This is a genomic window from Myroides sp. DW712, assembly GCF_046557355.1.
Classification (GTDB): domain Bacteria; phylum Bacteroidota; class Bacteroidia; order Flavobacteriales; family Flavobacteriaceae; genus Flavobacterium.
In genome coordinates, this window is record NZ_JBKFDO010000006.1 from 78,855 (window position 1) to 105,304 (window position 26,450).

A 26,450-nucleotide genomic window follows, 5' to 3' on the forward strand; every position below is an offset into this window, starting at 1 on the left:
AAGCAGCTGAAACTTCAGCGTAGGCTTCAGCTGCTTTAATCCAAAAATAATGCATATGAATTTTGAAGTAAAACGATATAAAGTATTGTATTATATATTCTTAGTTGTCTTTTTTTGTATCACTACAGTACAAGGGCAAAATTCAAACGTTCGCAATGGTATGAAATTGACGGATCAGTCCGTTAGTCAGCCCGTTAGTGATGTACTTCCATTTAGTATTCTAGAGTTGAGTTCTATTGAGAAGGGATTTTTATTGCCTAAAATGACGATGAGTGAACGCAGAAATATTCCAAAAGCTGATTTACAACAGGGATTAATGATATATAATACAACCATCGATTGTATGGAATTCTATAATGAAGCACGTGATAGATGGTTAAATTTGTGTGGAGAGATAGAGCCTGCTACTTTTGTTATTCAAGATAGCAAATGTGCAACAATTCAAATAGAGGGAAATTATTTTGAAGGTGTATTTTTAAAAGAGCGTTCTAATATGATTTTTCTCGAGGTAAGTGTATCTACCCCAGGCAGGTATAGTGTTGAAGCAACGGCTTATCATGCAGGAAACCCGAATGGTTATGCTTTTCAAGGAACGGGTATTTTTCCAGATGCAGGAAACTATCATATTGCCCTAAGAGGTTCGGGTACTCCCATTAAAGGATATACACGAGATGGAAATGGAGCACCAACAAGCCCAGGAGATGAGATTAAATTTGTACTAAATGGTAAGACGTCGAATTGTGTGATTCACAATTTTGTTGAAAAAGAATCCTTAAAGTATAAAATTAGCCATATTGAATCTGTAGGTCAATTCTTTACAGGTATCAACTTGAATCATGTACGAAGTGGAAACTTAGAGGTGACCATCACAAATATTACTATGGGAGGAACTGTTGAAATCAATACTTTAGATAACAACGGGATTCGATTCTCAGGAAGACGTGTTTTAACTAATGCAGAAATTGCAGCTAAAACAGCCAAAATAATCCTAAGAGGGCAGGGAGCACCAGTTGTTCCAAGAAATACACCTTTGGATTTCTTTACCAATTCACATGTTCAGGTGGAATTAGGACAGTCTCCTGAATTTTATCCCTATACAGTACGTATAGAGCCATTAACCGTAGATTTTTATTGTGCAGATGCTCAATACCCAATTAGCCATGAAGGCTCATTTGAATACAATGTAACATTAACCCCAGATAATAAAATTCACGTTCCACTAAAAGTACGAGCCACAGGTCGTGGTGAGGTAAAAGGAACCGTTGAAATTGATGGAACAGGTTATGGAAATCAAACTGAAAAGATAGAATTTACTTCAGGATTACTTGATTTTACCTTTAATGATTTACGCGATGATGTGCAGAATGTGGTCCTAACACCAAAAAGAGGAACAGGAAAACCCACGGTAAGCAATCGAAATATAGCCGTAAAAATGAAGTTAACCTCTAGAGGAGCCCATGAGTATGATTCTTCTTATCCAATTGATTTAACTGAATTGAATGGATGTACGTATGATATTCCAGTATCAGGAGCACCTGTTCAATATGAAGTAGATTGGAGTAGAGCCCGAGTAATTGGAAAATTACGTCCATATAAACCCGTATTCTTGACAGGACCAAATCAAATCGAAGTACCAGTTAAGGTTATTTTCCCTGGGGAGGCTGTGATTGAAACAACAAAACCTGTTAATGGTATTACGTATAAAGGTACTAGATTATTGACTAATGCAGAGGTAGGACGTGAAGTGGTTATGGTATTGACGGCAGACGGTACACCTCAAATTGCAGATCACTATCGAATCGAACTTCTTGGAAACAGTGTGGGCAATGCCGAACAACGTGGAATTGTTATCGTACCTGTGCTGTATAGACCTATGGTGGTTTTAGCATCAGGAAGCAGCGCTAGCTATAGGGTAGATGATGGTGCGAAAGCAGGATTATTAAAAAACCCAGCTTATTTTGGACCACATGGAATCGTGAAAGTAGAGCGTGTTACGATAATTTCAGGAAACCACTCAACTGCGAGTAATTTTACTGCAGCTTTGAGAAATAATAAAGTCGATATTGTCATTGGTTCTTATAATTTTGGTTTTGATCGAGCGAAGAATGATGCATTATATGAATTCTTAGTACTCAAAAGAGGTGCTGCAATGATTGTAAACGAAGTGCATGGTACGCATGCAGCCAACTTTATTAATCAATTAGCAGGTGGTGGAGCTGCCACTATTAGTAGCGCAAGTACAGATCATATCTTAATTAATATAAATGATCCTTTACTTAAAGGTCCATTTGGAGACTTAGGAGGAAAGATGTTAGGTGAAGATCGAATTGGTAGAAAAATCAACAATTTACCCTCATCTTATATTAATTATGATGCAGACCCTAGTAAAGCTTGGGCAGTACGACACAATCAACGTGCATTTGTCTATGTTGGAGATAGTGGATTCTTTAGAAATACAGTCTATGGGGTAAGTGGTAATGCTTCAAATGCTACTGTTGCACCAGGATCTGGATCAACTGGAGATAGTCGTGCAGCGACTTATAACAGTCACTTCACCATGAACTTCTTAGCTTGGGCTATCGACTACGTACAACGAACAACGGATGAGCATTACTATGATCAACACTAAAAATAGAACCTAGGTTGGATCATTCTTCAAAAAAGAAAAACATAATCTATTAATCTATTATACAGCGGGTGGCCTAAAAAGTCACCCGCTTTGTTTTAAAACACGTTTGAATAGCCGAACAAACGCATAGCACTCTTCCTTTTTAGTCGTATATTTATGCTTTCAATCCAATAATTCATAGAAACACGACCAAATTTTGTTGATTTAAAAATATAACAGACCTTTGTACCGTGAAAATAGCCACTCTCATATTATCCTTATTTATGTTTTTCAAACCGGTTTTACCAGTTGTGGAATATGTAGTGCTATACGATTATATCAAAAACGAATTATGTGTCAACAAGGATAAGCCTGATTTAGAATGTAATGGAAAATGTCACCTAAAAAAAGAATTGGCACATGCTTCTGATACCAAAACCGAAAAAAATAAGGTCAGTTTTGCTTCTGCTGAACTACAAGTGATGTATTATCAAGCCTTAGATGCTATAGATGCTGTTTTCTTTAATCCGTATCGCATTAAAAATGATAAGGCTATAGCTGATTTATATTTCTTTTCATTTACGAATCTACTGTTTAGACCCCCCGTTTTCTAAAGTACAATAATAGGAATTGCTGTAATCTTCAAAGTTGCTTTTGTGTGATTTTGGGCTAAGTTTGTCGTATTCTCCTATTTTTTATCGCATTTTACTAGAGTTCTCAATCCAGGTAGTCGCCATACTACCTACAAAAGACGGATGAAACGAAGTGCAGTTATTCTTCTCTTTCTATAGAAGACTTGTAGGTCTTCTTTTTCAAAATAAGGAAGTGAAAAAAGAGACTGTATTCGTTCCTAGGTCTATTCCTGAAAACTATGAAAAAGTTTATTTATTTGCTTTCAGCACTTGTTGCTGTAGCAGCCTGTACAGTAGAAAAAACAGATTATAAAACGGAGACAAACACGGTAGCTCCTGAAGCCAAACAGTTTAAAGAAATATTCTCTTCTGAAAATGAAACGTATATCCTTCGTGTAGAAGCCTTAGAAGGACAACTCTATCAAGGCTATAACGAAGTTCGTGTACAATTACTTGATGTGCATAACAAACAAGCCATTGAAAATGCTAAGGTTAGCCTTTTGCCTGTTCACTTAAGCGAAACAGGAGAGGAAACATCTTGTCCGCATAGTACCGAATGGATATATGAACCACAAAATAAATATTATACGGGGTATATTGTATTTACACAAATAGGTGAAAAAGGAGCCTGGGTATTGGTTGTAGCAATAGAAGACATTGCTGTTCAGTTTCAAAAAATGGAACCGATTGAAGTTAAGCCACAGCCTAATATGAATTTGAGCATGACTTCGTTTATTGGAAAGGATCAGGAAGAATATATTATCGCCTTAGTTGCGCCCATGCAACCTAAAGTAGCTGAAAACGAACTCGTAGCAGGTATATTTAAGCGAAATAAGTCAATTGGTATGGATACTGAAGCCTTACATCAAGCCTATGAACCCGTTGAAAACTATACCTTACTCTTAGATCCACGTATGCCAGAACCTTCGATGGGAAATCATTCCTCTCCAAATAATCGCGATTTAGTTCAACGTAAAGATGGTCTTTATCAAGGAGTGGTTAACTATACCATGACAGGGAATTGGACGTTGAATTTGATACTTCAAAACAACCAAGGACGCATTCTCAAAGGAACGAAGGTTCCCACTGATTTTACGCCTGGTGTAGCTGGAGTAAAGAGTGAATTGTATTTAGATATTCTTTTTTAAGTTATGCGTAGTTTATCTTTTTTATTGATCCTCGGATCAATGGGAGCTATGGCTCAAACACCTACAATGGAACAAGATAGCATTATAGTACTCAATGAAATTGCAGTAATAGCCCAAGCCAAAGAAAAAATAAAGACAGACCTCAAAATGGGAGTTTCTGTGGATGAATACTTGGCTTCATCTGAGCAAATTAGCTTCATTAAACGTGGAGCCTATGCCTGGGAACCGTTATTGAATAATATGAGTACCGAGCGATCAAGTCTGACCATTGATGGGATGCATATCTTCGGGGCTTGTACAGACAAAATGGATCCTATCACTTCGTACGTCGAAAGTAATAACCTTGCATCCGTAGAGATTCAATCTGGACAAGAAGGAGGGAAGCACGGGTCTACTATTGCGGGAAGTATCGACTTAAAGCGAAAGACCACTGGATTTAGCCCTTACAATCAATGGATAGGAGGCTATCAAAGTGGCTTTGAGTTTAATAACCATCAATTTTATAACTTAGGAAATCTTTCCTTTGCAAGTAAAAAATGGGTAACAGATGCTAGTATTGCGTATCGTACAGCACAAAATTACAAGGATGGACATAACGAAGAAGTCAATCACTCTCAGTATAAAAAGTTCAATACTTCTTTGGGTATTGCACATAAAACTAGTGAGTTATCAGCTCTTCGTGTAGATGCTATTTTTGATGTAGCCAAAGACGTTGGCTACCCTGCTTTGCCAATGGACCTTTGGTTATCACGTGCAATTATTACTTCAATTAGCTACAAGCAACTATTTGAAGATAAAGCTATTAAAGTTTGGGATACCAAAGCGTATTTCAACGCGATAGAACATTATATGGATGATACGACACGTCCTGAGAATTTGGTGCATATGGATATGCCCGGTTGGAGTACCACATATGGTTTACTTTCCAAAGCGGATTTTAAAAAAGGTATCTATGCTTCGGAAGCACAACTCAATGTGTACAATAACCTTTCCATTGCAGAGATGCGCATGTATCCTCAAGATCGTGAAAAGCAAAGTATGTTTGCCTATACTTGGCCTTGGGTAACGACAACCTATGCCGGGTTATCGTTGAATAACACCCTGAAGCTAACGCCTGCCAGTCAATTGCACGTAGGCGGTGGATTAGGGGTGAATTACAACAAAGCCAAGTACATTGAATTCAATTGGATTTTCCACCCTGGTGCCGCTCAAGAAAAAACAAGAGTCTTGCCGAGTGTGCATGCAAGTTATGAAGTGGATGTACAGCGATTTAATTTTCTTGTAGGAGTAGGTTATGGTCACCGTGCTCCTTCAGTTTCAGAAGCCTATGGGTATTATATATACAACAGTTATGATCGCTATGATTACATTGGAAATCCCGATTTAGACAATGAGGTTTCACGCGAAATTAAGGCGAGTATCAGTTACAAAGGCGATCGATTTGGCCTACAAGCGCAAGCCAATTACTTCCATATTAAAGATTATATCATTGGACGTATTCTCAGTTTGGGAAGTCCTATGAATTACCAATCTGTAGGAGTAAAAGGTTATACCTCTTTGGATTATGCTACCTTATTTAATTTTTCATTATCCGGACACTATAATCTAACGGATAATTTACACTGGAAAGGAAGCTTAACCTATGCAAGAGGACAAGATAACGACAAGGAAAATTTGCCTTTTATTCGTCCGTTGAGCTACCAAACTACTTTGCACTATAGTTATCACGACTTTGGGTTTCAAACTTCGGTTCATGGAGATGCCAAACAACGCGATTATAGTCCAGAATACGGAGAAAGTCAAACGGCAGCCTATGCCATTTGGAATGCTTCTGTAGACTATTCCTTTTATGTTAAAGACATCAAGGCAACCTTTCAAATTGGGGCAGAGAATTTGTTTGATGCCTATTATTCTACTTATGCCGATTGGGGCAATATACCAAGAATGGGACGCAATATTTATACGTCCTTAAAACTTAATTTTTAAATCAATACAATACAGAAAAACAATGAAAACAATAAAAAAATACCTCACTTTATCCGTACTTTCTATCGCATTCGTTTCTTGTTCAAGCGATGATAACTCATCTGCAGCGAACAAAGTAACCTTATCATTTACCAATACATTTGGAGATAAAACAATTGTTTTAGGCGATGCTAATTCTACTACAGCAACAGTACACACGTCTGCAGAAGGACAAGTACATCATTTTAGTGAAGTAAAATACGTCATTAGCAACATTCGCTTAGTAAAAAATGACGGAAAAGAAGTACCGTATAACATCAATAATCTAGATGAAGGTGCGACCGTAATTAATCAAGCGAAACCAGAAAGTTTACGCTATGTATTGCGTGATATTCCAAAAGGAGATTACAAGCAAATTAAATTTGGATTGGGAGTTCGCAGTGATTTAAACGTTTTAAATGAGGTTAAGTTTCCCAAATTCTATGCAGCAGCAGGAGCAAATGATACAGAAATGATGTGGGAATGGGGAACAGGCTATCGTTTCACCAAAATAGAGGGTTTTTATGGCGCTGATCAAAGTGCTTTATCCATTCATACTGGAAGTACAGTAGAAGATGGCGAAAATGAGCAATTACAACAAGGAGTGGATGCATATCGCAATGTAACTTTAGATTTACCAAGTATTGCGACAGTAGGCAAAAATGCACCAACCATTGTGATTAAAGCAGATTTTAACCATCTATTGAGTGGTAAAACGCATACCATCAAGTTAAGTTCAGGTACAGGATCTGATGACAATGCAACGCCAAACGTGCATACAGCGGTGCAAATGACAAAGTTTGTAGATAATTTAGGAGGAAATGGCAGCAGCGACCTCAGTGGAATGTTTTCGATTATAGAAGTTAAGAACTAATGTTTTATAGAGCCATGTTATTGCATGGCTCTTTCCTATTGTTATGAAAAAACAAACGATATGTAAGAAAATAGGCGTTTTGGTTCTACTTTTGGGAATGTTCGCTTGTAGCTCGGATGAAAGTTATAAAAGCCTTCCAGATAATCCCTTAATGGATTTGGCAATTCCAACTGATTTTCCAGCGCTAAACGACGCTGTAGTAAAAAACAGACCCACTAAATATGGTGTAGAATTAGGAGAAAAACTCTTCTTCGATCCCCGTTTAAGTAGAGACAATACCATTTCCTGTAGTAGTTGTCATATTCAGGCGTCCGCTTATGCCGATCATCAAACCCAAGCTGTTGGAATAGAAGGGAGGGTAGGCTTACGCAATGTGCCCCCGATTCAAAACTTGGCCTTTATGCAATATTACAATTGGGATGGTAGCAAACGACAATTAGAAAATCAAGTCATTGTTCCGATTATTACACCAGAAGAAATGCACGCCTCAGTTGTGGATATTATTGCTAAAATTGAAGGAGATCATACCTATCAAATATTGTTTACAAAAACCTTTGGCGATGCTCAAATTACGCCAGAGCGAATTTATCAAAGCATCGCTCAATATGAGTATACCTTAATTTCTGCTAATAGCAAATATGATCAAGTCAAGCGAAAAGAAGCCAGCTTTACGCCCTTAGAAAAGAACGGATACGCCTTATTTCAAGTGCATTGCGCCAGTTGTCACAGTGGAGCTTTATTTACCGATCAAACGTTTCGAAATATCGGTTTTCCCCTCAACCCAGATTCAAATGAAGCCGGTAGAGCCCGTGTAACAGGCAATTTAAATGACTATATGAGTTTTCGAGTCCCTACGTTGAGAAATATTGAATTTACGGCACCTTATGGAAGCTTTGGTCAATTTGAAACCTTGGAAGAAGTCTTGGACTACATGGATCAAGGTGTATTAGATGCACCAAATTTAGACCCTATTTTTAAAGAAAATGAGAATCGAATCCCCTTAACCTCAAGTGAAAAAGAAGCATTAGTAGCTTTTATGAAAACCTTAAGCGATGCTGGGTTTATCGGACACGAATGATTCTAGTAGTAAGACTTTCATTTTTTGATTAGCTTTGTTGAAAAGAATTATAAAATGAAAAAACGCTTACTTTCCATCCTTTGTTTTGGAGTAATTTTCGGTTCTTGTGTAAAAGAAGCCAAGTTAGAAGACCAATTAATGCCCAGTTTAGTCCATTTCTTTGAAGTTCAGTTGGGAGAAGATTTTGATCGTAAAAATGACAAGATTACCATTACAAAAGTAGACACATTGACTGAAAAAGGACGTTTACTATTCAAAACCAATGAATTACAACGTCAATTGGAAGAGGAAGGTCTACCGCGATATGAAAGATTAAAAGATGATTTAGCGTTCTTTACCCAACAAAACGAAATCGATCCAACGCGAACAAACCAAGAACAACTTGTCTTAGTCAAAGAAACTTGTGCAGAGTTTGAGGAAGATCTTCAAGCGTTAAAAGATCAAATAGAGGAGACACAGCAAAAAAGTCTAACTGCCGATTCGCTTCAATTCATGGCGTATCGCGTACACGGATTTTTTACATACACTTCCAAAAAAGAAGGAAAACAAGACATCCATTTACAAGTACTTATGAATGATCGCTTCGAAGTAATTCCCGTAGAAGATATCCTAGCTTATTAGTTTGTGTCTATCGATCAACTAAAAATGAAATAAAGTTTTCGTTTAATTCTCAAATTGACTAAAAATGATGTAAATTACCTACTTAATTCATAAGAAATGAAAAGAATTAGTTTTCTATTACTTGGTTTTGCCCTTTGTAGTGCATTTACCGTACAGGATCCTTTAACAACACGGGTGATGGAAACCGTAAAGCCGTATGTAGCAAAGGAATTGAGTATTGATTTTGTAAATAAAGAAAACGAACTAACCATACTTCGTGTGGATACATTGACAGAAAAAGATCGTTTGCAACTAAAAGGACAGGAGCTGTTGAGTGAATTAGAAGTTGATTATTTACCTTTTATTGAGCTTCAGCGCCATGCAGTGAATCAGTATATGTTGTTGTACAAGATTCACCCCGTAAACAGCGTGCGCATTGAAATTGATAATGCCATACGAGAATACAGCGAAACGGAGGCTAAAGCAGCGCCGTTAATGAAGCAATTAGAAGAAGTGATTGCTCAAGAAAAAACAGCAGATGCGAAGAAATTAGTTGCTTATCAAGTCAAAGCACTATTAAAAAGAAATACAGACAATAATCCTAGTAAAATAGATACTGTAGGGATTCTTGTTAGTCCAAATTTTAAAGTTATACAACGCAAAGATTTTATCAACTAGTAAAAAGCCACAAACATTATTATGGCTTTTTATTATTTGTTATCATTTATAAGAGATAAGAAGTTTTATATGGTACAGACTTGATTACCTGAAAACTCCCAAAGTTCAAAACCTAAATCCGCTATAGCAGGATTGTTCATTTTTAAACCTTGAGAAGCAATTGTATTTAATTTATTAAATGCTACTGAGGCAGTTATTCCTGCTGGAGCTATTGCTTGTTTATTAAAAAAACAGCAACGTCTAATACTACGTCTATTTATAAAAACACGAATTGTAGACACTTCCATTATTAGTTGTAATGAAGAATACAATTGAGTGATTGCCTTTTGTCTTTTACCTTGTTGAGGACCTTTGGTATTTAGATAAGGTGTTACATATTTAGGAAGTGTATCGGTCAATTCATTCAGTAAAAAATCTGTGTTAGTATATACTAGTAAATCACATTTTTCTTTTCCTATCTTAAAAGCATTTGGTAATGAATTAATAAAAGCTTCAAAATTAAGTACGGTTACCTCTGCGCTTGTAGGATTTGAATATTTTGCTACTCCAGCATTTACAACTGTATGAATAAGAACATTATCATCATTTAATTCAAATGTTGCAGTTGTTGTAGTTGCACAAATATTTGATACAGTAGAAGCAGCTAAGTTATAATGACTTGTAAAGTCATTTTTTAATAGAGATTCCATGGTTAATTAAAGTGCATTATATTGATCATATGTCTCATTTATTGTTTCAGATAATGGATTTGTATTAACTAATCGTTGATTCTGAACCATTAAATTTTCTAATTTACCTCCACTAACTTGATATACGGCCAAGTTCTCATACCTAATTTTAGCTCCATCAACTAATTTATTCTTATCGAAAGCCTTAATAAGTAAATTCAAATGATTGATAACATAAGGACTATGTGTTGAGAAAAACAGTTCGATTGGATTGCCGTTTCCAATAAAACATTTTTCTATTAAATCACTAATTAATTTATTTTGAGCATCAGGATAAAGACTCAATTCTGGCTCTTCTATATGAATATATATTTTTTTATTTATCTCACTTAGATTCTTTATTGCCTTAAAACTAGTAAGGTCATTAGTACTAGATAAATAAGTTAAAACGGAACGATTAAAAGCATCTTCAAAACTGAAATTTTTAGAAAAATACTGCGTAATCAACAACAGAGGAACTGAATTTTGAGTACCAGATGAACTATTCTTAAAATCAATATCAAAAGCATCATCTGATGTTGACTTTATTGTATATTTTTTACCAAGTTTAGTTTGTTTAACAGCAAATTTTAGGTTTAAAAATTTGAGTTCTAATTCCTTTATAGCTTCAGAAGCTAAATAAAAATCAGCGAATAATTCATTAAAATAAAAACCTAGAGACATTCCTCCAGAAGATGAGCCTTTCTCAGACCATATAGGAATAATATTACGGGTTTCAGAAATAAAACTTACTTTATTAAAATACAAATCAGCTTCTTTTATAAGGTCTGAACTTCCAGTGCCATTAAGTTTATTTTGCTTATATTCAATACTATATGAATTACCAGATTTAAATTTCAAATTATATTTAATTTCTGTTTTTTCAGTTATAAATTGCTCAAATCCACAATTTTTAAAATATGTTTCCATTCTAAATCTAAAGGGAGATTTAGATATATTACTATGTTTCAAATAGGAACGAATATTATGCATTTTATAAATCCATCTAAAAAGCGCTATTGCTTTCATAAGTGTGCTTTTCCCGCTGCCAGATTCACCAATTAGCACAGTAAGAGGTTTGATATGATCGATGCTAATATCCTTTATAGGACCTAAATTTTTTATATGAATTGATTCTATCATTGGAAGAGACTTTTCTTTTAATCTAGTTTATTTTGGTGTTGATAAAGATTACTCAACCAAATATACATCAAATAAAAGAAACAATTGTATCTGAAATACGATATAATGATTATCACAATAATAATATCATAATTAATATTATGTAAAATAGAAAATTTAAACTCCACTCTATAGTCACTAGAATCCTAGAATTTCTATTTTTGTATTTCTATTATATAAATCATGATCTATTTACTTTGCAGTATCCTTGGCAGTGTTTCTGTGGGTGTATTTTTTAAGTACATGAAAAAATATCCCATCAACATCTTTGAAATTATCATTGTCAATTACGTTATAACTTCCTTATTGGCTTTTTTTATTTTCCGTGTTGATTTAGCGCAAATCTCAGCGGCTATGCCTTTAGGTATTATTACAGCCTTAGGGATTTTACTGCCAACAATCTTTGTTGTCCAGTTTTATTCCATTAAGTACGCAGGATTAATTAAAACCGATATTGCACAACGTTTATCTTTACTGATTCCCATCTTAGCTGCTATATTCATTTTTAACGAAACCTTAAATACGCTGCGCTATCTTGCTTTAGGCGTAGGATTGATTTCGGTCTATTTTATTCTAAATAAGGGAAATACAACCCAAAATACAGCTTCAAATACAAGTACTTTTTATTTGCTAGGTACTTTTTTGGGATTTGGTGTGATTGATATTTGCTTTAAAAAATTAGCCCTTTATTCAGCAATTTCCTACACCCAAAGTTTGTTTTATGTATTTGCTACAGCCTTAATTTTGAGCTTGTTTGCCTATACTATAGGCAAACGAAAGAATATTTTTAAAATAAACAAACGCAATCTAGCCTGCGGTATTTTTATTGGAGGATTAAACTTTGTTAATATTATTTTCTATATGAAAGCCCATCAGCACTTCTCCTCCAACCCCACTATTGTGTTTGCTGGAATGAATTTTGGGGTTATTTTCTTAGGAACCTTATTGGGTTATACCTTGTTTAAGGAAAAGCTAAACCGTAAAAATATCATTGGTTTACTGCTTGCTGCATTGGCAATTACCCTATTGGTGATTTCGCTAAATTAGCTCTTCCCATCACACATCACGAATTATAATTATCCGCAGAAGCCTCAACTACTTTAACTTCATAGTAAGGCTCAAAAGCCTCTAAAGCCTGTTGGTACTCACTTTTTCGAATGGATAGTTCAATTTCACAGGTCATTTCTAACTTTTGTTGTACCAATTGTAAATTGCGTTCTTTGATAACGCGCATCACATTATTCATGTCTTTGTATTCAAAGCGAACCTTGAACTTTTTGTCAATCGTACATTCAATGATATCCGCTTCTTCCAAGGCCATTTGAGCGGCTGCCCGATACGCCGTAATAAGTCCACCAACTCCCAGTTTTACACCTCCAAAATAACGGACAACTACAATTAAAATATCCGTTAAATCAAAGGATTGTATTTGACCGTAAATTGGCGCTCCAGCCGTATTACTCGGTTCACCATCATCATTGGCGCGATAGTACACTGGATCAGTTCCCAATTGAAAAGCATAACACCAATGGCGCGCATTGTAATGTACTTTCTTGATTTGATCTAAGTGCTCCTTGACTTCCTCTTCTTTTTTTATGGGAAAGGCATAGCCAAAAAACTTGCTGTTTTTTTCTTTGTATAAGACTTCTTCGGTTGGTTGACTAATGGTTTTATAAAAATCTTTTTCTTCTGACATTATTGGGCGTGTAAAATATGTAATTCATTATTTCCTAATACATAGCGTTTGCTCGGGTATTTTTGTTCGAATTGTGGAGCGGGAATCCCTTCCTCTAGTTGTACATCACTCGTAAAAATGCGAGCTTCATCCCACAAATTTGCCTGAATAAAATGCTGAATAGTCTGTGAACCACCTTCGATAACCACAGACATAATTTGCAATTCATACAGAAGGTTGCAAATTTGCTGCACTAAATCCTTGTCAAAATCTGCATAATAATAGCGTGTATGAGCATTGGTTTTTAGTGCTCGATTAGCTGTAATACAAATGGAAGGTTCCTGTTGTTGATTGATAGCAAAAGAAGTATCAATTTGTCCTGTCCGATCCAAATAAATGCGAACGGGATTCTTGCCATACCACGTTCTTGTGGTGAGCGACGGATTATCGTCCAATACTGTGTTTGTACCCACTAAAAAAGCCATCTCTTCACTTCTCCATTGATGCACCAATTGCTTCGCATAGGTATTAGATAACCAAACAGGGGCTTGCTCTGCTCGTTCTAAAGGGGCAATATACCCCTCTTGACTTTCTGCCCATTTTAGGATAATATAGGGGCGTTTTTTTTGATGAAACGCAAAGAAACGCACATTGCTTTCTTGGCATGCTCGTTCCAAAACACCAACAACAACCTCAATACCCGCTTCTTTCATTTTTTGAATACCCATCCCACAAACCTTAGCGAAAGGATCAATCGTTCCTACTACGACGCGGGGAATCTGTTTGGCAATGACCAAATCACAACAAGGAGGCGTTTTACCAAAATGACTACAAGGTTCTAAGCTCACATAAAGTGTGCTTTCTTTGAGTAGTGCCTGATTTTTAACATTCCCAATCGCATTGACCTCTGCATGAGCTCCCCCGTAGGCGGAAGTAAACCCCTCTCCTATAATCTGATTCTTATACACCACAACTGCGCCTACTGAAGGATTCGGCATAGCTGCAAAGGTTCCTTGTTTGGCCAATTGTACGCAGCGAGAAATATAGTATTCGTCTTTTTCCAACATTGATAAAACTGTATCTTTGAACAAATTTAATTCTTTTTAGCTAAACCCATTGCGTTTAACCTTTAAACTATGTTGATAAAATTACTCCAAGACCAGTTCATTACCCAGCTTACTCCTATTTATGACGAAGTTGAAGCTCAACAATTGTTTCTATTCTGTTTGGCAGAATTGGAAGGCAAAACGCGTATTGATTTGGTCATGCAACCTGAATTAACAACAACGCAACCAAAAGAATGGACCCTAGTTTTAGAAGCACTATCTAATCAAAAACCGATTCAGCATATTTTTAATAGGGCGTATTTTTATGGCTATACATTTCAAGTCAACGAACATACCTTAATTCCCCGACCAGAAACAGAAGAATTGGTAGAATGGATTATTGCTTCTGTACCCCAAGATATACCTGTTCGTATTTTGGATATTGGCACAGGTAGTGGTTGTATTGGCTTAACTTTAGCTAAAGAATTACCTCAGAGTCAGGTTACTTTATTAGACATCTCGGCTGAAGCCTTGGCCATGGCTAAAGAAAATGCGATTGCACTTGGCGTAGATGTTGCTTTTGTACAACAAGATATTTTGACTGCAACAGAACTAATGGAAACCTATGATGTGATTGTTTCCAATCCCCCTTATATTCGCCAGTTAGAAAAAATAGAAATCAAAAAGAATGTTATGGATTATGAGCCTCATACGGCTTTATTTGTTGAAGATAGTGATCCCCTTATCTTCTATCGAAAGATTGCTCAATTAGCTTATGTAAATTTAGCTCCTCAAGGACAATTGTTTTATGAAATCAATCAATATTTAGGAAAGGAAATGGTTGAACTCTTAACTTCCATTGGCTTTAGTCAAACCGTTCTGCGTCAGGACTTACTCCAAAACGACCGCATGACTAAATCAAGTATTTAACACACTATAGTATCATGATATTATGTGTTTTACATAATATTAATTAAAGTATTACTTTAATTAAAAAAGGACTTAAATACCAGTGGCATTTAAGTCCTTTTTTAGTTATTTTGATGAGATTTACTTTAAAAAATCTTTCTCTAAATAGGCTGGATTTGGATAGGTATAAAATCCTTCACCTGTTCCAACACCTAGTTTATTTTTATCGATAAACTCGCGTTTTAGGTAATCTACCGTTTTGATTTTAAGTGGGTCTTGGGTAGCATCAGCAGCCATTTTATTGATGTTATAAGCTGTCGTAATACCAACGATATCCAAAATACCAAAAGGACCTGTAGGGGCACCTGTAGCCGCCATCCAGGTTTTGTCAATGGTATGAGCATCGGCTACTTCATTCACCAGCAAATTAGTAGCTGCATCTAGTAAAGGAACCAATAAAGAGTTTAGAATATAGCCTGGTTGTTCTTTGTGTAAAGGCAAAGTGATCATACCAATGGCTTTTGCAAAAGCAACGACTTCATCAAAGACTTGCGGATCTGTCTCTGCATGTCCCATGATCTCGGCTGTATTGTGTATCCATATTTCATTGGCAAAATGCAAAGCGACAAATTGTTTTGGTCGCTGGGTGGCTTCGGCAAATTGACTCGGTAATAAAGTAGAAGAATTCGTCGCAAAAATCGCATGCGCAGGTGCTACTTCCGCTAATTGATGGTAAAAGCTTACTTTGATTTTTAAACTTTCCGGAACCGCTTCAATAATCAAATCTGCTGTTGCAGTAGCTTCTTTTAAATCACTAGAATATGACAAATTGGCTTTGGTTTGAGCAATTTGTTCATCTGTTGCAGCTAAATCTTTTTTAAATCGCTCACTTAATGGATCAAATTTTGCTTTTGCTTGGGCAATTGCCTCCTCTGTGATATCGTAAACAGTAACATTAAATCCGTGAAAGGCTGTTTGAAAGGCGATCTGATAGCCTAAAACCCCGCTTCCAGCAACGGTGACATTTTTTATTTTCATCTTTTTTTGATAAATAGGTTGTCCACTAAAATTACGAATCCCCTGTTTAATTAACTAATTTTTGTAGCTGTTTGTTGTTTATTTTTAGTTTTTAAAAAAATACTAATCGAATGAGGTTGCCGTTCTCCTATTTTTCAAGTACGAGTGGAGCCTATACTGGAAGATACGAAAACAAAAAAAAGCTACTGAATCAGTAGCTTTTCCTTTATTTTATCACGTTAAAACGTTTCAATTTCATCCATAACGGGTACTGGGCGTTTACTTTCGTTAATTGCCACTAGGGTAAAGTTACCCGAGATTGCTTTTTCACGACCTTCTCTGTACATGCTTTCTACAAAAACATCTACGCGAACATCTAAACTCGTACGTCCTACACGTACTACAGTTCCGATTAATTCCACCAACGTTCCTACGGGAATCGGTTGATTGAAATCGATTTTATCACTGGATACAGTAACAATTGGTTTACGGCAAAAGCGAGTAGCGGTCATAAAGGCGATTTCATCCATTATGGCTAAAACAGCTCCTCCAAACATAGTACCATGGTGATTGGTTTGTCCTGGGAATACCGTTCTAAAAACGTGAGTTTCTGAATCTTTAATCTTTTTTTGAATACGCAGCTCCTTGCTTGTTAATTCACCTTCCATAGTTTTATCTTGAACAATTAAAATACTAGACTTGTTGTTTGGAAAATACCTCCTCTTTTGTTTGGGTTTTCATCGCTTTTTAGTATCAATTTAAAGATAAAAAGTATGATCCCTTATGGATTTAAAAGCATTTACTGGCAATTGCTAGATTATCTTTTATTTAACCTTTTTTGAGATTGTAAATTTCGCAACAAATATACGGAGTAAAACTATTTTTTTAGGAATTTTTCAAACAATATTTGTTTTTGGCATACTCTTAACAAATATAAGGTTCAAATATGCCAAAAATTTGTTTTATTTCCCGTCTACGTAATCTTGAAGGTAAGCAAAACGCTCCGTTAAGCGGCCATCTTGTGTCATGGTTGCACGCGCCAAGATTTGATCCTTATCTCCATTAAAGAAAGCAGGTAAAATAGTTTCTAAAAAGACTTGTCCAAATCCTTCACTTGCATCTTTAGGTAATTCACAAGGTAAATTATCAATTGCCATGACCGTAATCGCTGCGGGATGATCGAACTCTACCTCTTCATTCTTACCTGGATGATAGCCATAGAACGGATCAGCTATGGTAGAAGCTCTCAAGGTACTGTCAATAGGTCCATGATCGACGTCACAAGACACATCCCCTACTACTTGAATTTTATTATCAATAGCATTTAGCATAGTTCTAGTCAAAATCTTTGGTGAACCATGTTTAAAGAAATGACCAGTAATCAACACATCTGTCACTTTCGTAAAGCGTTCAAAATTACTTTCATACTGCTCTGGATTAGCGTAAAAATCAGCTTTACTTGCTGCTGTCCCATCGATGCGTTTGTAGTAATCCATGACCTCTAATTGGGTGTAAACAGGCACATCGTATTTTTGAGTCAAGAAGTGTTCAATGGAAACTTTTTTGGCTTTCATCCCATTTAAAATTTCCATAATCCCGTGACTTACTTTGCCATTTCCTGTTACGGCAATTTTAATTGGTGGGAAATACTGCTTTCTCAACTGAGCGATTAAGTCTTCGGTATGTAGCATTTGCTCTGCCTTTTTCAAAGTAAACAGTTCGTACTTCAAACCAAAAGCGCGCAGTGTATTGTATGCTCCAACGATACCTGCATAACGGCCAAAACCAATTAATCGCTTGTTATTGCCATCAACTAGTGTTTCATGGTCAATGAGGCGAATGTTTTTTGCCAAACAGGTTTGTAAAATGTTTCTATTGTATTCTTGTTCCTTTAAGGTATGGGAGAAAAAGAAGTAGGTTTTGTTGGGTAATAAAGCCTCTACAGGAACCTCCTTTACGCCTAGTAAAACATCGCAATCTGATAAATCATTGCTTAGTGTAATGTTTTTGTCAGCATACGCTTGGTCAGGAAAGATTCTGATGGGTGAAGGTTCTACGACTGCTTCTAGGGTTTCAAAAGTTTGTAATGCTTTTTCTAGAATTTCAGGTGTAAACACAACACGTCTATCAGGAGGACTTTTACGTTCCTTAATAATGCCAATCTTCATAATATGTATACTAAATTAGTTGTTTCGTTTTTTGAGGGTGGTTCTGGCAAATATAGCTGTATTTCTCTGTTATTCCAAAAAACCGCAGTTTTTTCAGCGTTAAAGGTTGTATTGTTTATTTATAAATTGTAATTTTGCAATCTCTTACAAAAAGAATACTACAAGGGGTCGATCGGTTTTGACAGCGAGTGGAATTAGTCAGTAAGCACGTCGAGCGTGGTTGTTTAGCTCGTAAATATCAGACAACGAACTTTTTAAACGGCGAAAATAATTACGCTTTAGCTGCATAATCTGAATTATAGTAGGATTGCCTTAGTTTCCACCAGGTGGAAGAGCTAGATTCTCCTTAAGAGCCTTGGTTTGTGGCGCTTTGTTGAGGGGAACCGTAAAATAAACCTAGGAAGGTTAGTGTCTCGGACATCTTCCGAATTCTTAGAGGCTAAGTTAGTAGTGGTTGTTTCAAACCAAGCTGCTGATCGAAAATTCAAGTTGAAACTAAACGTGTAGAAAGCTCTCTGATTGCTTGTTTGGACCCGAGTTCGATTCTCGGCGACTCCACCGAAATAAAAACCTAACTGCTAACAATTAAGTAGTTAGGCTTTTGTGTTTGTATAAAATGTACGGAAGAAACTTTTAAAGATTAGCTTTAGATCTAATTAGTTACTAGAAGCTTTATTAAATATATCCATAAATACTTTTATATCTTTCTAATTGATCTTCTCTAATTTGTAAAAGTTTTTCTAGTAGCGCTATTTTCTCTTCATACAGTTTTTTAACATCATTATCAACTTGTATTGTAACGCTTCCGTTATTACTTCCTTTTACATTATTAAAGCTATTAAAATACTTTTGGCTGTCAAATGCTAATAGCTCTTCTATTTCTATTCCAAGAACTTTAGCTATGCTCTCAATCTTACTATAAGACAGCTTAGAAGTCCCGCTTTCAATTTTACTATATCCAGCTTGTGTCATTCCAAGTTTTTCAGCCTTAGGGGCTTTTGGCACTTTTGGTCAATGGCTCGGTATGCCATACGACCAATTTGCCGATAGACACATATCGGCAAACGCACAAAAAAAGGACAGCACCGATTGATGCTATCCTATTATTGGTAGGAAAAGATGAAAATTACAGGTTGTCTTCCCTGTCCATATATTCTTCTAAACTTTGTTTTAGTTGGTCTAAAAACAGTGTCCGTGAACCTGCACGGGTTTTCATTCGGTGGAAGCTGTTATGTATATCATTCAATGAAATGCGGAACAGGATTTGAAATACCATGCTGATTTTGCGGATGCCTATTTTCCCGTGCGAAATGGCATCGCAGGCGTATAGTGCATAAATCAATTCGATAAGGGCGTTTTTTGTCTGTGTCCAAAAGAAGTCTTTTGTTTCTTCGTGTTGGAGCAATACATCGGGATTTTGTTCGGGGCTTAGTTTGGTCGCCAGGTAATTGTACACTAATTCGTTGGCTATGATTTTCGCCACTTTATAATCAAAGTATGTCGAAAATTTGGTATCGATTTCAAACACGAAGCTGTTTAATCCATCATAGCAGTTGATGTTGCCAAGTGTAAAATATTGCTCGTCACGGTCAGTTCTGCCGGAACGGTAGTAGCGGTAAAAATCGGAATTGCAGACATGCTCGGTGTATTCCTGTTTGAGCTCACGCAGGTGCATAGCAAAATAACCTTCGTAGATATTTCCACTACTTGCAGGGCATGCACTCTCAATCCTAAATACCTTGTTGTAATAGATGAGTTTACCCAGAACAGTTGGTTTTATCTGTTTAAAGAAAAGAATTTCGTCTTCCTTTGTAGTAAATCCCTCGTTTATTATATCTTCTTTCACGTCTCCGAGAAGTTCTTTCAGGTATACCGTCATTCTGTAAGCTTCGTCTATAAAGCTCGAAGCCTCCACAGAGAACTTATGCTCCTGTTTCTGTATGTCGGAGACGATTTTGTGTAATAGGTGTCTCATAATACTAAAGGTTTATTAAAAAAAGACATTACTCCTGCCCAAATTTTAGCATTAGTTGTGAGCTTTTTTCATGAGACAGGACGAAGTCAGGGAAGATTTTAGATAGACGATATGCTTAGTTTACAGTTTAACCAAGTCGATTTCGTTATATTAATAAATAAACAGAATGAAATATTTTCAAGTTGGTTAGGATTGATGTATATTGTTCATATCTTTGCGTATTACCCTATTTTTATGACAAAAAACTATATTAATAGAATTCGAGTGGTATTGGCGGAAAAAAACATAGCTAATAAATCATTAGCAGAAAAAATGAAAAAAAGCCCCACAACCGTATCAAGATGGTGTAACAATGAAATGCAACCGTCTCTGGAAACATTAGTAGAGATTGCAAGTCAATTAGATGTTGATGTCAGAGAATTAATAAATCCAACAAAGTGAGTGAAAACCTAAAAAGGCATATTGAAGCTATAAGCTCTGAAACGTTGAATGGGGAGAATTACTCTAGAAGTGATTTTGCTAGGAGCATTCTGAATTATCCTGCTATGATGGTTCCATCAGTTCAGGAGCCAATCATTGAAGCACTCTCTTATGCTTTAAACAAAAATGTATCATTGATGGATCCATTTATGGGAGCCTCAAATACGCTTGTAACAGGGATGAAATACGGAATGAATGTTTTTGGTCAAGATATAAATCCATTATCTATTTTATTAAGCCAGGTAAAGACTAGTTTCTATCAAAAAGAAGAGCTTATTGATGCAGAAAAAAGAGTTATTAGTTCCATTAACGATGATAATTCTGATGTCATAGAAATATCTTTCATAAATATTGATAAATGGTTTACTAAAGATATTCAGATTGAATTATCAAAAGTATATCGAGCTATCCGAAGAGAGCCAAATCTAAAAACAAGAAAGTTCTTTTGGGTAGTGTTAGCTGAAACAATAAGGTTAACAAGTAATGATAGGACATCCACTTTTAAGATGCATATGCGACCTATTGAAGAAATAAATTCAAGACAAATTTCTGCGATAAAAACCTTTACTTCTGTTTCTAAAAAGAACATCAAAAATATTAGTGATTATATTTCCGTACTCATACAAAGTGGTTATATAAAAAAGGAGAAATACGTTAAAAACATTGATGTAGTTTGGGGAGATACAAATTCGGAAATTAAAACAAAAAAAACCTTCAATCTTCTGGTTACATCACCGCCTTACGGCGATAATCAGACCACTGTAACCTATGGTCAGTTTTCATATCTGCCATTACAGTGGATACCAGTTGAAGATATTGATGATTCCATTACAATTGATTACTTAAAGACAGCCCAGTCAATTGATAATAAAAGTTTAGGAGGACAGGTCAAGGAGAGTATAAATGAGATTGAAGAGAGAGTTTTTGAGAAGTCTAAAACATTGAAAAAGTTTGTAACTCAGTTTAAAGACAACGAAAAGAAAAAAGCAGAGAAGGTTACAAGGTTTATAAATGATTTGGATAATAGTATTGATAAAATGCTTCCTCGTATGAAAAAAGATTCCTTTTTGGTTTGGACAATTGGTAACCGAAATGTAAATAAACAAGTAGTACAAAATGACCTTATCCTAAAAGAACTATTTACACACAAGGGCGTTAGTTTATTTACAGATTTGGAACGAGAAATTTTAAGTAAGAGGATGCCAGGGAGAAACAATTTTTCAAATATGATGAGTAAAGAGAAAATACTAATTTTCAAAAAGACGAACTGATGGCTAAACAAAAATACCATTTCGATATAACGCCTCATATAGTTAAACAATTAGGTGAACAACTTGTCCCAGATGAAGTTACAGCACTTTTAGAGTTAATTAAAAACTCTTATGATGCGGATGCAACTTACGTGTCTATTGAAATTAATACTAGTGGTGAGTATGTAAAAGACAACGTTTTCTATCCAAACCAGAAAGGATTTATAGCAGTTGAAGATGACGGATTTGGAATGGATGAAAAGACCATTATGAAGTCTTGGTTATTGATCTCATATTCTAATAAAAGAAATCAAAATGGACCTAAAGAAAAAACGCCTGAAGGCAGAACACCTCTAGGAGAAAAAGGTCTAGGAAGGTTGAGTACACAAAGGCTTGCTAATATCTGTGAGATTTTTACCAATAAGTTAAATGAACAAGGAACCCATATAGCTTTCAATTGGAAAGATTTTGAAATAGAAGAAGCATTAAGTGATGTTAATGTAAAATATGAATCTTTCAATAGTAAAAAAAAGAAAGGGACAACACTTTTATTAACTGACCTTAATAATTCTGAAGTTTGGCAAGGTAAAAACTTAGAGAAGTTTAAGGGACAAATTCTACAAGTAATATCTCCATATAAAGAAAACAGACCTTTTGAAGTTTATCTTAAAGTTAATGGACAATCTATAGAATTAGATAAGTTTAATGATGGTTTATCGGATTTAGCTATTTCAACTTTTGATTTTGGCATTAAAAATGGCATCCTTACTATTTCAGGAAAAACAAGATTGGCTAAATTTTTAGGAAATGATATTGACTCAAAAAGCGCTTATCACAATTTTGTTGAAGTTGATAATGGGAAAAAGTTATATGAGTATTTACAAAATAAAATAAGTGATTTAAAAAAATCTGATAATCCGTATTTTATAAATTTTGAAAGAAAATTTGATTTAGATATAGATATAAAACTAGAAATTTTTGATGGAGAAAAGGCAAATCCTGGAGAATTTTCTGGTACTATTAATGAATTTTCGTATAAAGAAGAGCAATTGAAAGATGAGGATACTATAAAAGATATTTTTGGAAAATTCGAAAGTTACAGAGATTTTGCCCAAGCTCAAATAGGTATTAAGATTTATAGGAATGGTTTTGCTGTTTTACCATATGGTATTGACGACAGCAATAAAGACTGGTTAGGACTATCAAGCTCTCAAACAAAAACATCATTTTATGATTTAAGACCTGACAACGTAATTGGTTATGTTGCAATAGATGAAGGAACTAATTATGAGCTAAAAGATAAGACAGACAGGTCTGGTTTAATATCAAATCCGTACTCAAGAAACTTCTTTACACTAATCCATTTCGTAAAAGATCAAATCAACTTATACCAGAGATCTATTAGGAGAAATTACAATGACTTTATTAACGTATATAAGGTTGAAAATAGTGGTATAAAAACAGTTAATCAGGCATTTAAAGAACTCAAAGATACCCAAGCTAAAACAGAAGATGTAAAGGAGGATTTTAAAAAAGCTAAATCCCAAGTAAATAATTCAATCAGAGTTCTTGCTGACACAAGCCAAAAGGTTAAAAATGATCCTCTTTTCACAACAGATTTAGAAAAGGAAACTGCTCAAAGAATAGATTCACTTACTGGAGAGTTAAAAGCAATTGAGAGCACTCTAGAAAGACTTGAAACAGTTATTGCGAAAACGGAAAAATTAAATGAAGTTATTGATATACTTGAACCTAAAATCCAGATTTTAGAAGAACAGTTAACTAATTTTTCAGAATTAGCAAGTTTAGGATTAACTGCCGAATCTGTAAGTCACGAGTTTGCTTCAATAGCGGATAGATTAGCAGAAAAGGCATCTTTTTATGCTACAAAACTTCAGGGAAAAAAATTAAGTGATTCGGATATCTATGTTTTTATTGAGTATATAAATACGACAGTGAATGGTTTAAAAACCCAATTAAAACACCTTGACCCAGCGTTAAAATATAATAGAGAAAAAAAGTCAACTTTTAGTTTGTCAGAATTCTTTAATGAGGAAAAAGAATATTACAAAAGTAGATTCGAAAAGCAGAATATTAAGTTTAATATTCTCCAAGAAGATAATTTTTCAATCACAGTAAACAGAGGGAAATTAGTTCAGATTATTGACAATATTGTAAATAACTCTGAATATTGGCTTATTGAACGAAGGAAAAATGAACCCCAATTTATTCCTTCTATTAGTATCAAAATAGAATCACCATGGATTTATATCTCTGACAATGGTTACGGAATAGCTCCAGCAGTGGAAAACCAAATCTTTGAGCCATTTGTAACGACAAAGCCTAAAGGTGAAGGAAGAGGTTTGGGATTATTTATTATTCAACAATTATTGGATTCATCGGGATGTACTATAGTATTAGAACCAACCCGAAATGAACATAAGAGAAAATATATTTTTGCTATTAACCTTTCTAACATCATTGTGAGCTAATGGAGAATAATGCATCAACTACTATTCAAGGGGAAGCTTCTGCTGTCTTACCAAATGAAGATTTGCGAAGTAAAGCAATAGAAACGACAGTTAATTTATTAGATACAGAAAATATAGCCCATATCATCTATGTAGATGATAAATTTGATATTGAAGGTCAGAAAGCAGAGTTTGTTGGCAGAGTAAAAAGTCTAAAGAATCAGCAAAAATATATCGATGGAGGTAGTTTTTCGGAATTCAATTGGGATGGCCCAGATGAATTAATAAATAAACTATGGGATGAATCAGAACAAAAAGGAGTTTTGTTGAATGAAGTTTGCAGATTTGAAAATGATGATGAAAGTGCTAATGTTATACCTGCTTTAGAGATAATAAGCTATTTTGGAAATAAAGTTGTTCCAATGACACCAGATCAATGGAAGCAGAATGATTATGCATTATTGAAAGGTCTAGAAGAAGGAAAAAGAGCGATATGTCTATTTGATTTTGAATTTCAAAGTGGAAATAAGTTAATTGAGGGCAGAAATGGTGCTCAGTTAGCACATCTGCTTTTAGAACAAGAAGATGTTAGTGAAAAAGTAGTTTGTGGAATCTTTTCTCATAAGTTCAGAGAAGAACAGGAAGATGAAATTAGATTAGAATATGCAGCTCAATATGGGATTAACAAAGCTAAATTTTATACAGTATCAAAATATCGGTACTATTTCGATCCTCTTATTGCAGGATTTTCTGAAGGTATAAAAAATCTATTGTTACAACCTCACGTTGAAATTTTAAAGCAAGAATCAGCAGATGTTTTGAAAAAATCGAATGAAAAAGCTTGGCAAAGAATTGATGATATAACGCCAAAAACTTTCAATCAAATTATTCAAAAATCGTCTTTAAAAGAAGGGATTTGGGAAGTAAGTACACTTTTCAGGCTTTATGGTATATTGTCTAAAGAAGAAAATTTTAATATGATTTCAGATTCAGATATCAGAAAGAAATTTAATAGTTCTATAGAAAGAATTAGATTAATAGACAATGCGGATACAGGATACATTTCAAAAATACCCAATCAGCAGCTAATTGATTTAAGAAATAGTGAATTATACTTAAAAGGAGACCTTGTTAATAAACTTCACTTACCAATATCTAATGGAGATATTTTTAATATAAAAGGAAAACTTTTTGTGCTATTAGTACAGCCGTGTAATCTTGCTATAAGAGCAAAAGATACCGAATGTGGTTCAAGAAGTAAAAATTATAATAATGCGTTTTTAATTCCTCTTAGAGAATTTTCAAAAGAGCAATTGAATCATACAAAACAGGAAGTTTTATCTCCAACTAATACTCCAGAAAAAATTCTTTGTGCTTACTTTCCAGAGTTTAAAGTTCTTTCACTGGATTATCTTGATTTAACTGTTTTTAATGAAGCAGGAGAGTCTTTTATTAATATGACTATGCCAGAACTAGATAATGATGTTATCCATTTCCCTTGGAAAAAACGCTATTCTCATATTTTTGAAAAACTATCTGTATTAGAAGAAAAAATCAAATCATTCATCCACATAAAGAGCTTAATAAATCCAAAAATTGAAGAGCTTGCTACTACGATAAGAGAATCTACAAATGATTTTGGCAAACTTAGTCAAGAGGATAAAACAAAAATTATTGAAAAATTAAATCCAATTAAAACCGAAAAAAAAGATTTAGAAAACCATCTAAAAGCACTAGAAGAAAGTATTTATTCCATTGAAAATTTTGATAGTTTTAGTCTGAATCATATTAATAATTATGATTCACAAAATCGTATTTTTTCTTTCAATATTCAAAGGGAAAGACATTATAAATCTCCCTATTCAGATGATTTGCTACAGAACTTTATGTTGTATTTGTCGAGAAATGCCTTTGAACATGATTTTACTTCATAATTTTTGCCACTCCA

The 26,450-nt window shown here is 34.9% G+C and carries 23 protein-coding genes and 1 other RNA gene; 15 read left to right on the forward strand and 9 right to left on the reverse strand.

The window, feature by feature from the left end; all coding sequences use genetic code 11:
• Positions 1-55 precede the first annotated feature (55 nt).
• From ACLJX0_RS06535 to ACLJX0_RS06570, 8 genes are all read left to right on the forward strand, one after another.
• Positions 56-2,629, forward strand: a complete 2,574-nt coding sequence (locus ACLJX0_RS06535; RefSeq protein ID WP_410879320.1) for a hypothetical protein — start codon at positions 56-58, stop codon at positions 2,627-2,629.
• Positions 2,630-2,892: 263 nt separating this feature from the next.
• Positions 2,893-3,222 (forward strand): hypothetical protein, encoded by a 330-nt coding sequence (locus ACLJX0_RS06540; RefSeq protein WP_410879321.1) that lies wholly within the window; start codon positions 2,893-2,895, stop codon positions 3,220-3,222.
• Between the two features lie 257 nt (positions 3,223-3,479).
• The gene (locus tag ACLJX0_RS06545; protein ID WP_410879322.1) at positions 3,480-4,388 is read left to right on the forward strand and encodes a lipoprotein; all 909 of its coding nucleotides are present in this window, start codon (positions 3,480-3,482) and stop codon (positions 4,386-4,388) included.
• A 3-nt stretch (positions 4,389-4,391) separates the two neighbouring features.
• On the forward strand, positions 4,392-6,374 hold the full coding sequence (locus ACLJX0_RS06550) for a TonB-dependent receptor plug domain-containing protein (protein ID WP_410879323.1): 1,983 nt from the start codon (positions 4,392-4,394) through the stop codon (positions 6,372-6,374).
• 22 nt (positions 6,375-6,396) lie between these two features.
• On the forward strand, positions 6,397-7,266 hold the full coding sequence (locus ACLJX0_RS06555) for an MbnP family protein (protein WP_410879324.1): 870 nt from the start codon (positions 6,397-6,399) through the stop codon (positions 7,264-7,266).
• Positions 7,267-7,309: 43 nt separating this feature from the next.
• Positions 7,310-8,344, forward strand: a complete 1,035-nt coding sequence (locus ACLJX0_RS06560; protein WP_410879325.1) for a cytochrome-c peroxidase — start codon at positions 7,310-7,312, stop codon at positions 8,342-8,344.
• A gap of 54 nt (positions 8,345-8,398) precedes the next feature.
• Positions 8,399-8,965, forward strand: a complete 567-nt coding sequence (locus ACLJX0_RS06565; protein ID WP_410879326.1) for a hypothetical protein — start codon at positions 8,399-8,401, stop codon at positions 8,963-8,965.
• A gap of 96 nt (positions 8,966-9,061) precedes the next feature.
• Positions 9,062-9,622 (forward strand): hypothetical protein, encoded by a 561-nt coding sequence (locus ACLJX0_RS06570; RefSeq protein WP_410879327.1) that lies wholly within the window; start codon positions 9,062-9,064, stop codon positions 9,620-9,622.
• 65 nt (positions 9,623-9,687) lie between these two features.
• Here ACLJX0_RS06570 and ACLJX0_RS06575 read toward each other — a convergent pair whose 3' ends face one another.
• Complete coding sequence (locus tag ACLJX0_RS06575) at positions 9,688-10,311, reverse strand: hypothetical protein (RefSeq protein WP_410879328.1); 624 nt, start codon at positions 10,309-10,311, stop codon at positions 9,688-9,690.
• A gap of 6 nt (positions 10,312-10,317) precedes the next feature.
• Entirely contained in the window at positions 10,318-11,472 is a 1,155-nt protein-coding gene (locus ACLJX0_RS06580; protein WP_410879329.1) for an AAA family ATPase, read from the reverse strand.
• A gap of 282 nt (positions 11,473-11,754) precedes the next feature.
• Here ACLJX0_RS06580 and ACLJX0_RS06585 point away from each other — a divergent pair, with 282 nt between their 5' ends.
• Positions 11,755-12,558, forward strand: coding sequence for an EamA family transporter (locus ACLJX0_RS06585; protein ID WP_410879330.1), 804 nt, complete (start codon positions 11,755-11,757; stop codon positions 12,556-12,558).
• Positions 12,559-12,574: 16 nt separating this feature from the next.
• Here the strand turns inward: ACLJX0_RS06585 and ACLJX0_RS06590 are convergent, their stop codons facing one another.
• Entirely contained in the window at positions 12,575-13,207 is a 633-nt protein-coding gene (locus ACLJX0_RS06590; RefSeq protein WP_410879331.1) for an IMPACT family protein, read from the reverse strand.
• Entirely contained in the window at positions 13,207-14,277 is a 1,071-nt protein-coding gene (gene ribD, locus ACLJX0_RS06595; protein WP_410879332.1) for a bifunctional diaminohydroxyphosphoribosylaminopyrimidine deaminase/5-amino-6-(5-phosphoribosylamino)uracil reductase RibD, read from the reverse strand. The genes ACLJX0_RS06590 and ribD overlap by 1 nt, the downstream gene beginning before the upstream one ends.
• Before the next feature lie 45 nt (positions 14,278-14,322).
• Between ribD and prmC the strand changes: the two genes are divergently transcribed.
• Entirely contained in the window at positions 14,323-15,162 is an 840-nt protein-coding gene (prmC, locus tag ACLJX0_RS06600; RefSeq protein WP_410879333.1) for a peptide chain release factor N(5)-glutamine methyltransferase, read from the forward strand.
• Between the two features lie 120 nt (positions 15,163-15,282).
• On the opposite strand, the gene ACLJX0_RS06605 is transcribed toward prmC, so the two are convergent.
• From ACLJX0_RS06605 to ACLJX0_RS06615, 3 genes are all read right to left on the reverse strand, one after another.
• Positions 15,283-16,179 carry a 3-hydroxyacyl-CoA dehydrogenase gene (locus tag ACLJX0_RS06605; protein ID WP_410879334.1) on the reverse strand — a complete coding sequence of 299 codons (897 nt, stop codon included), beginning with the start codon at positions 16,177-16,179 and terminating at the stop codon, positions 15,283-15,285.
• 218 nt (positions 16,180-16,397) lie between these two features.
• Positions 16,398-16,826, reverse strand: a complete 429-nt coding sequence (locus ACLJX0_RS06610) for an acyl-CoA thioesterase (protein WP_002992508.1) — start codon at positions 16,824-16,826, stop codon at positions 16,398-16,400.
• A 294-nt stretch (positions 16,827-17,120) separates the two neighbouring features.
• Entirely contained in the window at positions 17,121-18,326 is a 1,206-nt protein-coding gene (locus ACLJX0_RS06615; protein ID WP_410879335.1) for an NAD(P)-dependent oxidoreductase, read from the reverse strand.
• A gap of 164 nt (positions 18,327-18,490) precedes the next feature.
• On the opposite strand from ACLJX0_RS06615, the gene ssrA reads away from it, so the two are divergent.
• Positions 18,491-18,887: a transfer-messenger RNA gene (gene ssrA / locus ACLJX0_RS06620) on the forward strand.
• 114 nt (positions 18,888-19,001) lie between these two features.
• On the opposite strand, the gene ACLJX0_RS06625 is transcribed toward ssrA, so the two are convergent.
• Together ACLJX0_RS06625 and ACLJX0_RS06630 are read right to left on the reverse strand one after the other, a co-directional pair.
• On the reverse strand, positions 19,002-19,331 hold the full coding sequence (locus tag ACLJX0_RS06625) for a helix-turn-helix domain-containing protein (protein ID WP_410879336.1): 330 nt from the start codon (positions 19,329-19,331) through the stop codon (positions 19,002-19,004).
• A 121-nt stretch (positions 19,332-19,452) separates the two neighbouring features.
• Positions 19,453-20,301, reverse strand: coding sequence for an RteC domain-containing protein (locus ACLJX0_RS06630; RefSeq protein WP_410879337.1), 849 nt, complete (start codon positions 20,299-20,301; stop codon positions 19,453-19,455).
• 234 nt (positions 20,302-20,535) lie between these two features.
• Between ACLJX0_RS06630 and ACLJX0_RS06635 the strand changes: the two genes are divergently transcribed.
• The 4 genes from ACLJX0_RS06635 to ACLJX0_RS06650 are packed head-to-tail and all read left to right on the forward strand — an operon-like array spanning position 20,536 to position 26,436.
• Positions 20,536-20,742 carry a helix-turn-helix transcriptional regulator gene (locus ACLJX0_RS06635; RefSeq protein ID WP_410879338.1) on the forward strand — a complete coding sequence of 69 codons (207 nt, stop codon included), beginning with the start codon at positions 20,536-20,538 and terminating at the stop codon, positions 20,740-20,742.
• On the forward strand, positions 20,739-22,052 hold the full coding sequence (locus ACLJX0_RS06640; RefSeq protein WP_410879339.1) for a hypothetical protein: 1,314 nt from the start codon (positions 20,739-20,741) through the stop codon (positions 22,050-22,052). Before ACLJX0_RS06635 ends, ACLJX0_RS06640 begins: the two co-directional genes overlap by 4 nt.
• Positions 22,052-24,523, forward strand: a complete 2,472-nt coding sequence (locus ACLJX0_RS06645) for an ATP-binding protein (protein WP_410879340.1) — start codon at positions 22,052-22,054, stop codon at positions 24,521-24,523. Before ACLJX0_RS06640 ends, ACLJX0_RS06645 begins: the two co-directional genes overlap by 1 nt.
• Positions 24,523-26,436 carry a hypothetical protein gene (locus tag ACLJX0_RS06650; protein ID WP_410879341.1) on the forward strand — a complete coding sequence of 638 codons (1,914 nt, stop codon included), beginning with the start codon at positions 24,523-24,525 and terminating at the stop codon, positions 26,434-26,436. Before ACLJX0_RS06645 ends, ACLJX0_RS06650 begins: the two co-directional genes overlap by 1 nt.
• Positions 26,437-26,450 lie beyond the last annotated feature (14 nt).

Bases quoted from the DNA above. Each gene is read 5' to 3' on its own strand.
- ACLJX0_RS06535 (WP_410879320.1), top strand. From the start codon at position 56: ATGAATTTTGAAGTAAAACGATATAAAGTATTGTATTATATATTCTTA.
- ACLJX0_RS06540 (WP_410879321.1), top strand. From the start codon at position 2,893: ATGTTTTTCAAACCGGTTTTACCAGTTGTGGAATATGTAGTGCTATAC.
- ACLJX0_RS06545 (WP_410879322.1), top strand. From the start codon at position 3,480: ATGAAAAAGTTTATTTATTTGCTTTCAGCACTTGTTGCTGTAGCAGCC.
- ACLJX0_RS06550 (WP_410879323.1), top strand. From the start codon at position 4,392: ATGCGTAGTTTATCTTTTTTATTGATCCTCGGATCAATGGGAGCTATG.
- ACLJX0_RS06555 (WP_410879324.1), top strand. From the start codon at position 6,397: ATGAAAACAATAAAAAAATACCTCACTTTATCCGTACTTTCTATCGCA.
- ACLJX0_RS06560 (WP_410879325.1), top strand. From the start codon at position 7,310: ATGAAAAAACAAACGATATGTAAGAAAATAGGCGTTTTGGTTCTACTT.
- ACLJX0_RS06565 (WP_410879326.1), top strand. From the start codon at position 8,399: ATGAAAAAACGCTTACTTTCCATCCTTTGTTTTGGAGTAATTTTCGGT.
- ACLJX0_RS06570 (WP_410879327.1), top strand. From the start codon at position 9,062: ATGAAAAGAATTAGTTTTCTATTACTTGGTTTTGCCCTTTGTAGTGCA.
- ACLJX0_RS06575 (WP_410879328.1), bottom strand. From the start codon at position 10,311: ATGGAATCTCTATTAAAAAATGACTTTACAAGTCATTATAACTTAGCT.
- ACLJX0_RS06580 (WP_410879329.1), bottom strand. From the start codon at position 11,472: ATGATAGAATCAATTCATATAAAAAATTTAGGTCCTATAAAGGATATT.
- ACLJX0_RS06585 (WP_410879330.1), top strand. From the start codon at position 11,755: ATGAAAAAATATCCCATCAACATCTTTGAAATTATCATTGTCAATTAC.
- ACLJX0_RS06590 (WP_410879331.1), bottom strand. From the start codon at position 13,207: ATGTCAGAAGAAAAAGATTTTTATAAAACCATTAGTCAACCAACCGAA.
- prmC (WP_410879333.1), top strand. From the start codon at position 14,323: ATGTTGATAAAATTACTCCAAGACCAGTTCATTACCCAGCTTACTCCT.
- ACLJX0_RS06605 (WP_410879334.1), bottom strand. From the start codon at position 16,179: ATGAAAATAAAAAATGTCACCGTTGCTGGAAGCGGGGTTTTAGGCTAT.
- ACLJX0_RS06610 (WP_002992508.1), bottom strand. From the start codon at position 16,826: ATGGAAGGTGAATTAACAAGCAAGGAGCTGCGTATTCAAAAAAAGATT.
- ACLJX0_RS06615 (WP_410879335.1), bottom strand. From the start codon at position 18,326: ATGAAGATTGGCATTATTAAGGAACGTAAAAGTCCTCCTGATAGACGT.
- ACLJX0_RS06630 (WP_410879337.1), bottom strand. From the start codon at position 20,301: ATGAGACACCTATTACACAAAATCGTCTCCGACATACAGAAACAGGAG.
- ACLJX0_RS06635 (WP_410879338.1), top strand. From the start codon at position 20,536: ATGACAAAAAACTATATTAATAGAATTCGAGTGGTATTGGCGGAAAAA.
- ACLJX0_RS06645 (WP_410879340.1), top strand. From the start codon at position 22,052: ATGGCTAAACAAAAATACCATTTCGATATAACGCCTCATATAGTTAAA.
- ACLJX0_RS06650 (WP_410879341.1), top strand. From the start codon at position 24,523: ATGGAGAATAATGCATCAACTACTATTCAAGGGGAAGCTTCTGCTGTC.